General features: G+C 55.4%; 11 protein-coding genes and 3 tRNA genes. 8 read left to right on the top strand and 6 right to left on the bottom strand.

The genetic code is table 11. The annotated features are described in order from the left end of the window. Positions 1-3 precede the first annotated feature (3 nt). From cpoB to LH22_RS16060, 4 genes are all read left to right on the top strand, one after another. Positions 4-807 (top strand): cell division protein CpoB, encoded by an 804-nt coding sequence (cpoB, locus tag LH22_RS16075; RefSeq protein ID WP_034829170.1) that lies wholly within the window; start codon positions 4-6, stop codon positions 805-807. 165 nt (positions 808-972) lie between these two features. Then, a tRNA-Lys gene (locus LH22_RS16070) sits at positions 973-1048 on the top strand. Positions 1049-1100: 52 nt separating this feature from the next. After that, a tRNA-Lys gene (locus LH22_RS16065) sits at positions 1101-1176 on the top strand. Between the two features lie 32 nt (positions 1177-1208). Then, positions 1209-1284 (top strand) — tRNA-Lys (locus tag LH22_RS16060). Between the two features lie 715 nt (positions 1285-1999). Here LH22_RS16060 and LH22_RS16055 read toward each other — a convergent pair. Beyond that, positions 2000-3460, bottom strand: a complete 1461-nt coding sequence (locus LH22_RS16055) for an AlkA N-terminal domain-containing protein (protein WP_038648177.1) — start codon at positions 3458-3460, stop codon at positions 2000-2002. Between the two features lie 345 nt (positions 3461-3805). Between LH22_RS16055 and LH22_RS16045 the strand changes: the two genes are divergently transcribed. The 3 genes from LH22_RS16045 (at position 3806) to pnuC (ending at position 6248) form a co-directional block, all read left to right on the top strand. Continuing rightward, the gene (locus LH22_RS16045) at positions 3806-4303 is read left to right on the top strand and encodes a methylated-DNA--[protein]-cysteine S-methyltransferase (RefSeq protein WP_038648172.1); all 498 of its coding nucleotides are present in this window, start codon (positions 3806-3808) and stop codon (positions 4301-4303) included. A gap of 135 nt (positions 4304-4438) precedes the next feature. Next, on the top strand, positions 4439-5500 hold the full coding sequence (gene nadA / locus LH22_RS16040) for a quinolinate synthase NadA (RefSeq protein WP_038648170.1): 1062 nt from the start codon (positions 4439-4441) through the stop codon (positions 5498-5500). Positions 5501-5525: 25 nt separating this feature from the next. After that, entirely contained in the window at positions 5526-6248 is a 723-nt protein-coding gene (gene pnuC, locus LH22_RS16035; RefSeq protein ID WP_038648167.1) for a nicotinamide riboside transporter PnuC, read from the top strand. Here the strand turns inward: pnuC and zitB are convergent. The 4 genes from zitB to LH22_RS16015 all read right to left on the bottom strand — a co-directional run bounded on the left by zitB (position 6242) and on the right by LH22_RS16015 (position 11287). Beyond that, complete coding sequence (gene zitB, locus LH22_RS16030) at positions 6242-7207, bottom strand: CDF family zinc transporter ZitB (protein ID WP_038648164.1); 966 nt, start codon at positions 7205-7207, stop codon at positions 6242-6244. The two genes, pnuC and zitB, sit on opposite strands and share 7 nt — an antisense overlap. Further along, positions 7176-10262: a hybrid sensor histidine kinase/response regulator gene (locus LH22_RS16025; protein WP_038648162.1), complete on the bottom strand. Its 3087-nt coding sequence runs from the start codon at positions 10260-10262 to the stop codon at positions 7176-7178. The genes zitB and LH22_RS16025 overlap by 32 nt, the downstream gene beginning before the upstream one ends. Beyond that, positions 10244-10828, bottom strand: coding sequence for a response regulator transcription factor (locus LH22_RS16020; RefSeq protein WP_038648159.1), 585 nt, complete (start codon positions 10826-10828; stop codon positions 10244-10246). Before LH22_RS16020 ends, LH22_RS16025 begins: the two co-directional genes overlap by 19 nt. Positions 10829-10930: 102 nt before the next feature. Next, positions 10931-11287, bottom strand: a complete 357-nt coding sequence (locus LH22_RS16015) for a YbgS-like family protein (protein WP_200681269.1) — start codon at positions 11285-11287, stop codon at positions 10931-10933. A 297-nt stretch (positions 11288-11584) separates the two neighbouring features. Here LH22_RS16015 and aroG point away from each other — a divergent pair, with 297 nt between their 5' ends. Beyond that, positions 11585-12637, top strand: coding sequence for a 3-deoxy-7-phosphoheptulonate synthase AroG (aroG, locus tag LH22_RS16010; protein WP_038648154.1), 1053 nt, complete (start codon positions 11585-11587; stop codon positions 12635-12637). Positions 12638-12700: 63 nt separating this feature from the next. On the opposite strand, the gene gpmA is transcribed toward aroG, so the two are convergent. Then, positions 12701-13453 (bottom strand): 2,3-diphosphoglycerate-dependent phosphoglycerate mutase, encoded by a 753-nt coding sequence (gene gpmA, locus LH22_RS16005; RefSeq protein WP_038648152.1) that lies wholly within the window; start codon positions 13451-13453, stop codon positions 12701-12703. Positions 13454-13578: the final 125 nt, after the last annotated feature.

Raw genomic sequence — 13578 nt, 5'->3', positions numbered from 1 at the left:
CACATGATGAGTAACTTCAGACTTCATCTATTGAGTCTGTCGTTACTGGTTGGCGTAGCGGCCCCCTGGGCCGCTAATGCCCAGGCGTCAATCAGTAGCGTTGGCTCAGGCTCGGTCGAAGACCGTGTCACCAATCTTGAACGTATCTCCAATGCCCAGGCTCAGCTTCTGCAGCAGTTGCAGCAGCAGATGAGTGACAACCAAAGCGATATCGATTCGCTGCGCGGCCAAATCCAGCAGAACAGCTATCAACTGAATCAGGTGATTGAGCGCCAGAAGCAGCTCTATCAGCAGATTGACACGTTGAGCAGCGGTAATGCGGGGGCACAGGCGAGTGGTGGCGGTGATGCCGCAGCGGCTGGTGCAGCAGCGGGAAACGCTGATGCAGGTGGTAGCAATGCCAGTGGAAGTACCGCTGCCCCTGCACAAACCGGCGATGCGAATACCGATTACAACGCAGCAGTCGCGCTGATTCTTGAGAAGAAGCAGTTCGATCAGGCCATCACGGCCCTGCAGGCGTGGGTGAAGAAATATCCCGACTCCACCTATCAGCCCAATGCCAATTACTGGCTCGGTCAGTTGTATTACAACAAGGGCAAGAAAGATGATGCCGCTTACTATTTTGCCACTGTGGTAAAAAATTACGCGAAATCGCCGAAAGCCCCGGAAGCGCTGTTTAAGGTTGGTGTGATCATGCAAGAGAAGAACGATACGGCGAAAGCCAAAGCGGTCTATCAACAAGTGATCAAACAATTCCCGACCAGCGAGTCTGCCAAGCTGGCGCAAAAGCGTCTGGCTGGGATGTAATTTGTGCAGCAGAGACCGGATTTCGTATGATTTCTGGTCTTGCAGCATGAAAGGTAAGCAATTGAGTGATTTGGTGATAAATAAGGGTTGCGCCCTCCCGCTAAATCAGTAATATATGCCGCCGTTGCCCGGGCAGTTTAACAAAGCGTCCGGCAGCCTGAAGATGGGTCGTTAGCTCAGTTGGTAGAGCAGTTGACTTTTAATCAATTGGTCGCAGGTTCGAATCCTGCACGACCCACCATCTTAACCTGCTGTATGTTAGATGTTTTCTTCAGAAGCTTCACAACCTTGATGGGTCGTTAGCTCAGTTGGTAGAGCAGTTGACTTTTAATCAATTGGTCGCAGGTTCGAATCCTGCACGACCCACCATCAAGTTTAAAGTTGTAAGCCGCTCCTCGAGCGGGTCGTTAGCTCAGTTGGTAGAGCAGTTGACTTTTAATCAATTGGTCGCAGGTTCGAATCCTGCACGACCCACCACTATGTAGAAAGGCGCCCTAAAGGCGCCTTTTTGCTTTTCTGCGTTTCTCAAAGAAGTTAGCTGGGATTGCTGTGAGTCTGAGCGTCAGCCCGTCAAGGCGGAACGGATCGTGAAGGAGTCTCACATCCTTGTGGATCGGCCTCGCCATCCATGGCTCGGACGCTTCGCTCTTCCGCTCCCGCCTTGACTGGCTTATGAGGCTTAATCGTTGCTTCCTAAAAAGCGCACAGATCCGGCATGAAGGCGGCAATAAGGGGCGGTGGAGTAAAGCTTGTGGCGCATGGATGCGCCACCAGAGCCTACAGGGATGTATTTACGGCGTCTTTACGCAACCGCCCCTTATTGCCGACTGAAACGCACAGTCGTTGTTTTGCTTGCGGCCTGAGTGTGCAATCGATGACCCTGTCCTATAGCTCGGACGCTTCGCTCTTCCGCTCCCGTCTTGGCCAGCTTATGAGGCTTAGTTGCTGCTTCCTAAAAAGCGCACAAATGTGACATGAAGGCGGTGATAAGGGGCGGTGGAGTAAAGCTTGCGGCGCAGGGATGCGCCGCCAGAGCCTACAGGGATGTATTTACGGCGTCTTTACGCAACCGCCCCTTATTGCCGACTGGAACGCACTGTCGTTGTTTTATTAACGGCTTAAGTGTGCACTCGATGACCCTATACATGGCTCGGACGCTTCGCTCTTCCGCTCTCGCCTTAACCGCACGAATTTATTTCTTACCCGGCGTCAAACTCTTCCAGATATGCAACACCGCATAGCTGCGCCACGGGCGCCAAACCTGCGATAACTGCTCTGCCATTTTGGCACTCACCCCACCCAGATTATTACGAATCGCAATATCCTCTTTAGGGAACGCATCCGGCCAGCGCAGGGCGCGCATGGCAATATAACTCGCCGTCCACGGCCCTACGCCTTTTAATGCCAGCAACTGCTGCTGGACCACGTCAGGATTCACTGCGCCGTTAAAACGCAACGCACCGGAGGCGCATGCCTGTGCCAGCGCCTGAATCGCCTGCGAGCGAGCGCTCACAATGCCGAGACTGGCGATATCATCATTGGTTGCGCTAGCGAGCGATTCCGCAGTCGGGGGCAGGCGAGAGAGTTCAGGCCAGGGCGTTGCTAAAGGCTCGCCGAAACGCTGCGCCACGCGACTGCTCAGTGTGGTGGCCGCTTTCACCGTCACCTGCTGACCAAGAATTGCGCGCACCCCCAACTCAAAGCCGTCAAACGCCCCAGGAACGCGTAACCCAGGATAACGCGCCAGACTCTCAGCTAACAACGGATCCTGGCTTAGCTGCTCGCTGATGCGCTGTGGCTGGGCATCCAAATCAAACAGGTCACGCAGGCGACGCAGCAGAGCAGGCAAAACCGGCGTTAAGGTGGTGGTGAACTGCACCTTGAGCGCCTGTTTTTCTGGCAAATGGCTGACACGCACCCAGCCCCGACAGTTTCCCAGCGCCACGGTACGGTGATAAGCCCCTTCACTAACCCACTCAGCCTCTTTCATCACGCGCTGCTGAAGAAAATCCAGAATGGCATCCCAGTCATAAGGGGGACGATAACTCAGACGCAGTTCCGCGCTCTGTTGTACGGTGGTCACGCTCTCCGGCTGACTCTGCTTGCGCAGACGCGAAGGCGTCATACGGTAGCGAGCCTGAAACACATCATTAAAGCGGCGCAAACTGCGAAAGCCGCTGGCGTAGGCGATATCGGTGACGGGCAACGAAGTTTCAGTTAAGAGTTGCTTCGCCAGCAGCATGCGCCGCGTTTGGCGCAGTTCCAACGGTGACACGCCTAGCTCCTGCTGGATCACGCGGCGTAGCTGGCGTTCACTCAGGTCAAACTCGCTGGCAATATCGGCCAGCGTCTCTTGTTCCTCCAGCAAGCCCTCTTCAATACGACGAATCAAGCGATCGGCGATGCGGTGATGGCTATCGACCGGGGCGAAGCCCGGTGCCAGTTCAGGACGGCAGCGCAGGCATGGTCTGAAATGCGCTTTCTCGGCGGCTTCGGCGCTGTTAAAAAACAGGCAGTTCTTCTGCATCGGCGCTTTCACCGGGCAAATGGGCCGACAGTAAATGCCGGTTGAGGTCACGCCAACAAAGAACACGCCGTCGAAACGACTGTCGCGCGAGGTCAGCGCCTGGTATGCAATCTCGGGATCAAACATCATCGTCTCCAGTTCATAAACCGGCTATACCTTTCCTACTTTAAAGCGCTGAAGCGCTGGCTGCTCTCGTTCATCCGAATCACGTACTTGATAAAGTGCATCGGGATGATGAACTTCCTAAGGAAGGTTCCCCTGCGGGCCAGCGCGGTTTGAATCGGCTGTTCGAAGAGTCTCTCGTTTGCCGCCTTTATGCGCCTTGCATTATTTTGGGTATCGTCGCGCAAGTGGCAAAGCAAAACTCGCTGCTTTCGGACAGCTAACCAGTTTATGCTCATGACCGAAAACAGCCAGTTTATCGCGGCAGAAGTGCGATAATGACACACTGATTTATGCCGGAGGTGCCTTATGTATCATGCCAAAATCATTCCAACGCCAGTTGGTGAGCTGACGTTGATTGCTACCGATAATGGGTTATCAGCGATTCTGTGGGAAAACGAAGGCTCGCAACGCGTGCCGCTGAAACCCATCAGCCGTAACGATCAGCATCCGATTCTGTGCGAGGCCGAACGCCAGCTGCGCGAATATTTTGCCGGAGAGCGCCAGCAGTTCGACATGCCATACGACACGGTCGGCACTGACTTCCAGAAAAAAGTCTGGCAAGCGCTGCTCACCATACCGTTTGGTGAAACCCGTAGCTATCAGCAAATCGCGGAACAGATCGGCAACCCGAAAGCCATGCGCGCGGTGGGCGCAGCTAACGGTAAAAATCCTCTGTCGATCATGGCACCCTGCCATCGGGTGATCGGCAGCAACGGTAAGCTTACTGGCTTCGCGGGCGGTCTGCCGGTGAAAGCTTTCTTGCTGGAACTGGAAAACCCGCAGAAATTGTTAGGTGGCTTGTAAACCGGGTAAAAAAGAGACGACACTCTCGCGCATTTCCGCTATCGTGTTTAGCATATAAAACACGATGGCGGTTTTGATGCCGCATCATCGCTGTAACAGGCGATTTTGTTAAATTGAGAAAACGAGAGCCGTGTCATGAGTCTGATGTTCGATCCCGAAAGCGCGATTTATCCCTTTCCGCCGAAACCGGCGCGTCTCAGCCAGGATGAAAAATCCCATTACATCTCTGAAATCAAACGCTTATTAAAGGAGCGCGATGCGGTGCTGGTCGCGCACTATTATACCGATCCAGAAATTCAGGCGCTGGCGGAAGAGACCGGCGGTTGTGTCTCGGACTCACTGGAAATGGCGCGTTTCGGCAGCACCCACCCGGCAAAAACGCTGCTGGTGGCGGGCGTGCGTTTTATGGGGGAAACCGCAAAAATCCTCAGCCCGGAAAAAACGGTGTTGATGCCGACACTGCATGCAGAGTGTTCGCTGGATCTCGGCTGTCCGATCGACGAGTTCAATCGCTTCTGTGATGAACATCCGGATCGCACCGTGGTGGTGTACGCCAACACCTCAGCCGCCGTCAAAGCGCGCGCAGATTGGGTCGTCACCTCCAGCATTGCGGTTGAACTGATCGAGCATCTCGACAGCCTGGGCGAAAAAATCATCTGGGCGCCGGATCGTCATCTGGGCCGTTACGTCACCCAACAGACCAAAGCGGACGTACTGTGCTGGCAGGGCGCGTGCATCGTGCATGATGAGTTCAAAACCCAGGCCTTACAGCGCATGAAGACGCTCTATCCAGAAGCGGCGATCCTCGTTCATCCGGAATCCCCGCAGGCGATCGTCGACCTGGCAGATGCAGTGGGATCCACCAGCCAGTTGATTCAGGCGGCGAAAAACCTGCCACATCCGCAAATGATCGTGGCGACCGATCGCGGCATCTTCTACAAGATGCAGCAGGCGGTGCCGGATAAAGAGTTGCTGGAAGCGCCAACCGCAGGCGAGGGCGCGACCTGCCGCAGCTGTGCGCACTGTCCGTGGATGGCGATGAATGGCCTGAAAGCGATTGCGGAAGGGCTGGAGCACGGCGGTAGCGAGCATGAAATTCATGTCGATGACGCGCTGCGTGAAGCCGCATTGATACCGCTAAATCGCATGCTAGACTTTGCAGCACAACTCAAACTCAAGGTGAAAGGGAACGCCTGAGGCGGCTTTCATACAGGTGCAGATCATGGACTTCTTCAGCACACAAAATATTTTGGTTCACATTCCTATCGGCGTTGGGGGCTATGACCTCTCATGGATCGAAGCGGTGGGCACGCTTGCGGGCTTGCTGTGCATCTGGCTTGCCAGCCTGGAGAAGATCATCAACTACTTCTTCGGGCTGATTAACGTCACCTTGTTTGCGGTGATCTTCTTCCAGATTCAGCTGTATGCCAGCTTACTGCTGCAGCTGTTCTTCTTTGTCGCCAATGTTTACGGCTGGTACGCGTGGAGTCGACAAAACACCGCCAACGAAGCCGCACTGAAGATTCGCTGGCTGCCGTTGCCGAAAGCCCTCGGCTGGGGCGCGGCGTGCGTCATCGCCATTGCGCTGATGACGCTGTATATCGATCCGGTCTTCGCGTTTCTGACCAAAACTGCCGTCGGTATCATGCAAAGTTTCGGCCTGAACGTGACGATGCCACAACTGCAGCCGGATGCGTTCCCGTTCTGGGATTCCTGCATGATGGTGTTGTCGATTGTGGCGATGATTCTGATGACGCGAAAATACGTCGAGAACTGGCTACTGTGGGTGGTGATCAACGTGATTAGCGTGATGATCTTTGCCCGCCAGGGCGTTTACGCGATGTCGCTGGAGTACGTGATTCTAACGTTGATTGCACTTAACGGTTCACGCTTGTGGATGCAAAGCGCGCGCGAACACGGATCACGCGCGCTGTCGAATCAATGAGGGTGATGGGCGTGGCCATCCAGCGTGAGATGCTCATGTGAGTGATGATGCGAGCTCTGTTCCGCGCAGAGTTCGCAATCATGACCAGTACAAGGCTGATACTCCATTTGCACGGTGGCGTGCGCAATCTGATAGTGCTCATGCAAATACTGATGAATACGCACCAGCAACCCATCATGATCATAAGGTGGGATCACCTGCACATGTAATGTCAGCACCGGCTTCTCTCCCACTTGCCATACATGCACATGATGCACGTTGCGCACTTCCGCGATGTTGCGTGTCAGTTCGCGCGCCAGTTTATCCACGTTAATGCCGCTCGGCGCGCCCTCCAGCAGCTCATGCAGACTTTCCCGCAGCAACGACCACGCGCTGCGTACCACCAACAGTGAAACCAGCAGCGAGAGAATCGGGTCAATCGGCGTCCAGCCGGTTAGCATGATGATAATGGCGGCGGCAATCGCGCCGACGGAGCCGAGCAGATCGCCCAACACATGCAGTGCTGCCGCGCGCACGTTGAGGTTTTTCTCTTCACTGCCACGATGTAACAGCCAGAAAGAGAGCAGATTGGCCAGCAGGCCGGCAATGGCGATGCCGAGCATCAACCCACCCTGGATAGGTTGTGGCTGATAGAAGCGGCGCAGTGCTTCCCAGACAATCAATACGGTAATCACCAACAGCGCGATAGCATTCACAAAGGCGGCAAGTGTGGTGAGGCGCAGCAAGCCAAAGGTGTGACGGGCGCTGGGTTTGCGCTGGGCAAACTGCACCGCCAGCAGCGCCATCAACAGCGCGGCGGCGTCAGTGAGCATATGTCCGGCATCTGCCAGCAGCGCCAGCGAACCCGACACCACGCCGCCAATCACTTCGGCAACCATAAACAGCGCGGTGACGCCGAACGCCGCCGCCAGACGCGTACGATTGCCGTTATGCGCGCCGTGAGAATGAGTGTGTGCCATAACTTTCCAGTTGTTCGAGTAACCTGTTCGTTAATGATATCAGTAAATTGAACGCATCATCGTCCAGACGCTGCTGTTTTGCCTGATCAGTCAGCTGCTGACAATATTCGGCAATCTCATCCATGCCCAGCAACAGCCAGCTGCCTTTCATGCGATGGGCGGCACGCTCGACAGCGGGCCAGTCAGGCTGGAGGCTGGCGGCCAGCAGCGCATCGCGATCCTGCTGCAGCGTGCGTTGCAGTGTCTGGCAAATCCGCGGGATAAAGGCCTCATTGTGCTGTGCCAGAATCAATAAACTGTCAGGCAATTGACGGAGCGGATCGCGCACCGTCCGTGCCAGCAGTGCTGCCAGATGATCGAGCTCAATCGGTTTCAACAACAGTGCTTCGTCCTCTTGCAACGCGATCTTCAGCAGTTGCACATCGGCAGAGCAGAGCACGCGCAGTGCCGGCTTGCTGCGGCGCTGCTGGCGGCGACGTAAAATGCGCAGCAGGGTTAATCCATCCGGGCGCGGCATCATCTGGTCAATCAACAGCACATCAAACGGCTGAAGCGCATCGGCGCGCAACAGGCTGCGCCCCTCTTCGAACACCTGCGCCGTGATAGCGAATTGAGCCAGCTGCTGCTGCAATACCAGCAGATTGGTGGGATGGTCATCGACAATCGCCACGCGCAGGTGCGGATAGCGCGGCCAGGCAGCATGGCGTTCGGTGGGCGCATCCTCACAAATGTCGAGCGGTAATATCACCTCCACCGTGGTGCCTTGCTCCGGCGCAGAAGTCAGCGTTAACTGGCCGCCCATACGTTGCACTATCTCGCGGCAGATAAACAAACCCAGCCCGCTGCCCTGTACCGCATGGCTTTTGCCAGACGGAGCCTGATACCAGGGTTCAAACAGCTGAGCCTGTTCGCTGAGTGGAATGCCGCTGCCGCTGTCGGTGACCGTGAACTGAATCCGATCCGTCACGGCGAGCGACAGCCGCACTTCGCCCTGGCGCGTGAACTTCAGCGCGTTGGCCACCAGATTGTTCACCACCTGCTGCAAGCGATCGCCATCCAGCATCACGCGCGTCGGCAAAGGCGTGAGCGCCTCAACCAACAATATCGGACCGGATTCACGCATCAAAGGGTGATAAAACTGCTGCTGTTGCTGCAGCCAATCTGCCAGATTGAGAGGATGCGGTGCGAGGCGAAAACTCTGATTCTCAATACGCGCATGGTCTTGCAGATCGTTCAGCAGCGCCATCAGCGAGCGCGCACTGCTGTGCATCAGTGTCAAACGTTCGCTGGGATGCTGCTGCTGTTCGAGCTCCAGCAGGCCGAGAATCGCCTGCATTGGCGTGCGCAATTCGTGGCTGGCGGTGGCGAGGAACTGACTTTTGGCGGCGTTAGCGCGCTCTGCCTGTTCACGCTGCAGGCGATCGCGCCGCTGTTGCAGGTAGCGGCGCAGCAGCAGCACTAACAGCAGCACAATGATCATCCCGGCAGCCATCAAAATCATCAGCGGCACATTGCGCATCGCCATACTGGTGCCGGGCTGGGGGGGCTGTGACCAGTTAATGCGCATCTGATTGAGCGTATCCGGTGGGATTTGCTGCAGTGCATGGTCCAGCAGCGCCTGGAGTTGCGGCTGATCCTGGCTCACCTGAGGTGCCAGTGGCCAGGCAACATCGCTGGCGGCAAAGGCTAAATGGACACGATTATCCGCGTGGCTGGCCATGCGCCAGCGTGCAGACAGTACATTATCCACCAGCGCATCAATCTGCCCATTGTTCAGGGCTTGCCAGAGTTGCGCACGCTCATCGAACAGTTGGGGCGTGATGTCTTCAGGCAGCAAGCGTTGCGCCAGATCGGCTCGCAGTACGCCCACACGCTGCTTTTGCAGAGAGAGCCAACTCATCGGCTGCTGCGTGTTAAGCGTGTAGATCCCCCAAATTGCACGCCATACCGGCAGTGTGTTGCTGCTGGCATCGTCGCCATTCAAAGGCTGTAACAGATTGAGCATCACCTGATGTTGTTGCATCAGCGTCTGCGCCTGTTGTGGATTGTTTACCCAGTGCGGCGTAAAGCGCAATCCGGTGCTTTGGCTTAACGCATTAAGCAGATCAATGCCAAAACCGCGCGCATTACCGTTGCCATCGCGATAGCTCCAGGGGGCGTTATCCACTTCTGCGGCATAAGGAATCTCACTGTGTGCGGCCAGCCACTGCTTCTCGGCAGCCGACAGCATCAGCGTTTGCGTATCCTGATAGCGCAGCAATGGCGGACTCCAGCGCTGTTGCACGCGATTACTGAACTCTGCGGGCAGCAGACGTAACTGAGTATTGAGCCAGTGAATCAGCGTGGGATCGCGCGCCAGCGCCCGTAGCGACAGTTCACCGGCGCCGGGATCGGCGGTGATCTGGTAAATCTGTCCCTGCTGCAGCTGGTTAAGCAGAAATCCGGCGCTGGTTTCATCCGCCACCAGATAGTCACTTTGCTGATTGAGCAGCGCATACAGCGCCTGCAAATCGCCGGGCAGGCTGTGCCAGCGATGGTTTTGCACAAAGGCATCAGGCAGCTGCGCCAGTGTTGCTTGCGCGATGGTGAGCTGGGCGTTTTCACTGTTGAACATCACCGCGCGTTGATTATCACGATTGCGGTAGATGCGGATCGGGCTGTTAACCCAACTGTCGCTAACCAGGATGTTTTCCGGCAACTGCGCATGTTCGTTGCTCAGCACGACATCGACGTCACCGCGCTCAAGTGCTGCCAACTGCTGGGCGCGATCGGCGTAACTTTGCAGGCTAAAGTGCGTGCCGGTCAATTGGCTCAGCGCGCTGAGGTAATCGGCATCAATGCCCCAGATACGATTGCCAATTTGCATCGCCCAGGGCGCGCTGTTTTGCGCCGGCACGGCAACGCGTAAGGTGGGTTGCGGCCATGGCTCGACATGCGGTGCAGGCATCATGGCGGGGAGCATCACGCTGCTGGCAGGCTGTAGGTCGGCTCGCACTGTAAAGCTAATCAGCAGCAGACACAGCCAGAGAATGGCTTTCACTGTTGGGCTTTCCACAGTTCAGCTAGTTCCACCACTGACTGCACGCCGGTTTTCTCCAGAATGTTTTTCTTGTGGGTGCTGACGGTTTTATTGCTGATATGCAACTGTTCACCAATCTGCAAATTCGAGAGGCCGCGCACCAGTAGTGCGACAATTTGCTGCTCTTTCTCGGTGAGTGGCAGTTCGATACGTTCAGGCAGCGGTGGAAACGCCTGCTGTCCGCCAAGCACGGCCAGAATCGCACTGAGCAACTGCGCCATGCTTTGACTCTTCACCACATAACCCGCCGCACCGAGCGAAACGGCGCTGAGTAATGTGTGGCGACTCTGCTGCGCGGAGTAAATCAACACCGGGCAGTGCGGATCGCGGGCGCGCAGACGGCGCAACAGTTCGAGACCATCACTGTCCGGCAGGCCGATATCGAGCACAATAAGATCAAATTGATGCTGCTGTAAAAGCTGACGCGCCTCAGCTTCGGTCGCGGCGGCGTGCAGTTTTACCGGGATAGGGGAGTGAATACAGGCCGCTTCCAGCGCGACTTCAACTAAAGGATGATCATCAATAAGCAGCAGTGAAGCCATGAAACAGTTCCTCTGAATTTCATGGCTTCAGCATAGCGGAAAAGCCTGCACGGAAATAGAAAGGGAGAGCCAATGCTCTCCCTTATGTGATCGGATAACCGGTTATTGGGTCGTGCCGTCCGTTTTGTGTTTCACATGGCCGCCACCTTCTTTGGTATCGACCTTTTTATTCATATCCGGACATTTACCGTCTTTACACATAGAATTTTTGTGGATCTGCTCAGCTGACATATTGCCAGTGCTGGTGCCAGACGTCGCAGTGCTGTTAGTGTTCATGCTGCCATTGTTAATTTTGCTATTGTCCACATTATTGGGAGGCAGATTCTGTTTCGCGCCGCCTGCCGCCGCGCCAGCTTCTGCTGAGGCATTCGCGTCACCGTTATTACTGTCCGCAGCCATTGCCGCGCCGCTGCCCAGGGTCATCGCTGCCGTCAGAAAGATAATTGCAAACTTATTCATCATTATGCTCCTTTAATCGATGGAGAGTTGCCGTCAAACACCACGGGTGTTGAGTGCCGAAAATAACGTACCGTAACGGAATAAAATTCCATCCTTAACGCTTCGCTTAAAAATTAAATATCGCAAGAAGCTCATTCCTCAGTGCTTGCGTTTAAAAAGCTTAGTCCATGGGTGTGTAAATGCAAATTTCACAGAAGCATTTACGCGAGCGTGGAATTTACACCTGCAGCCTGAAGGGATACATTTAACGGGTTGCGCCCGGCGTACGCGGGGCCAGAAATTTGAATGGAATTATGTATGGATTATCAGAACGACGATTTACGCATCAGAGAAATCAAAGAATTATTACCGCCTGTTGCTTTGCTCGAAAAATTCCCCGCTACCGATAAAGCCGCTGAAACTGTTGCGCAGGCACGTCAGGCGATTCACCGTATTCTGCACGGCCAGGACGATCGTCTGCTGGTGGTGATCGGTCCCTGCTCGATCCACGATACCGAAGCCGCTAAAGAGTACGCGAGCCGTCTGCTGACGCTGCGTGACGAGTTGAAAGGCGAGCTTGAAGTGGTGATGCGTGTCTATTTCGAAAAACCGCGCACGACCGTGGGTTGGAAAGGGCTGATCAACGATCCGTTTATGGATGGCAGTTTCCAGATCAACGATGGCCTGCGTCTGGCGCGTAAGCTGCTGGTGGACATCAACGACATCGGTTTGCCTGCGGCTGGCGAGTTCCTGGATATGATCACCCCACAATATATGGCGGATCTGATGAGCTGGGGCGCAATTGGTGCGCGTACCACCGAATCCCAGGTGCACCGTGAACTCTCTTCCGGTTTATCTTGCCCGGTCGGCTTCAAAAATGGCACGGATGGCACCATCAAAGTGGCCATCGACGCTATCGGTGCTGCCAGCGCGCCACACTGCTTCCTCTCCGTCACCAAATTCGGTCATTCGGCGATTGTCGAAACCAGCGGTAACGAAGATTGCCATATCATTCTGCGCGGCGGCAAAGAGCCGAACTACAGTGCAGAACACGTGGCAGCGGTGAAAACCGGTCTGGAGAAAGCGGGCTTGCGTCCGCAGGTGATGATCGACTTTAGCCATGCCAACAGCAGCAAGCAGTTCCAGCGTCAGATGGTCGTCGCTGATGATGTGGCGCAGCAGATCGCGGGCGGTGAGCAGGCGATTACCGGCGTGATGATCGAGAGTCATCTGGTGGAAGGGAATCAGAGCCTCGACAGCGGTAAAGAGCTGGTTTTCGGCCAGAGCGTAACCGATGCTTGTATTGGTTGGGACGATACCGAGAAAGCGTTGCGCCAACTGGCGCAGGCGATCAAACAGCGCCGCGGCTAATCGCTTAACGCGCAATAAAAAAGGCCAGACTCGCGTCTGGCCTTTTTGCTTTTAAGCCGGGAATTACTTGGCTTTACCCTGGTTAGCAACGGCTGCGGCTTTCGCGGCAATCTCGTCTGCATCACCCAGGTAGTAACGCTTCAGCGGTTTGAAGTTCTCGTCGAACTCATACACCAACGGCACGCCAGTTGGGATATTCAGCTCGAGGATTTCATCTTCGCTCAGGTTATCAAGATATTTTACCAGTGCACGCAGTGAGTTACCGTGTGCAGCAACAATAACTTTCTCACCGCTTTTGATGCGCGGCAGAATGCTTTCATTCCAGTAAGGAATAACACGTTCGATGGTCAGCGCCAGGCTTTCGGTGGTTGGCAGCTGTGCATCGGTCAGTGATGCGTAACGTGGGTCGTGGCCCGGGAAACGCTCATCCGCACGATCCAGTTCTGGTGGGGTGATGGCAAAGCCACGACGCCACTGTTTCACCTGATCGTCGCCGTATTTGGCGGCGGTTTCGGCTTTATCCAGACCCTGCAGCGCACCGTAGTGACGCTCATTCAGACGCCAGGTTTTCTCAACCGGCAGCCACGCCTGATCCAGCTCATCCAGCACGTTCCACAGGGTGTGGATGGCACGTTTCAGCACGGAGGTATAGGCGAAATCAAACACGAAACCTTCTTTCTTCAGCAGCTGACCGGCTGCTTTGGCTTCGGTGCGACCTTTGTCTGACAGATCCACGTCATACCATCCGGTGAAGCGGTTTTCCTGGTTCCACTGGCTTTCGCCGTGTCGCACCAGAACCAGCTTAGTTACGGCCATAGCTTAACTCCTTAATGCTTGATGTTTCGATGATTATAGAAACCGGCTGCGGCCACCTGAAAAGCGGCACACTGATAGCGCCATACCATAGCGGAAAACAACGCACGGCGTAAGCCTGTCGCTAA

The sequence above is a fragment of the Pantoea rwandensis genome (genome assembly GCF_000759475.1).
Classification (GTDB): domain Bacteria; phylum Pseudomonadota; class Gammaproteobacteria; order Enterobacterales; family Enterobacteriaceae; genus Pantoea; species Pantoea rwandensis_B.
The sequence above is the reverse complement of the archived record's forward strand: the minus strand, read 5'-3'. Positions and strand labels throughout refer to the sequence as shown.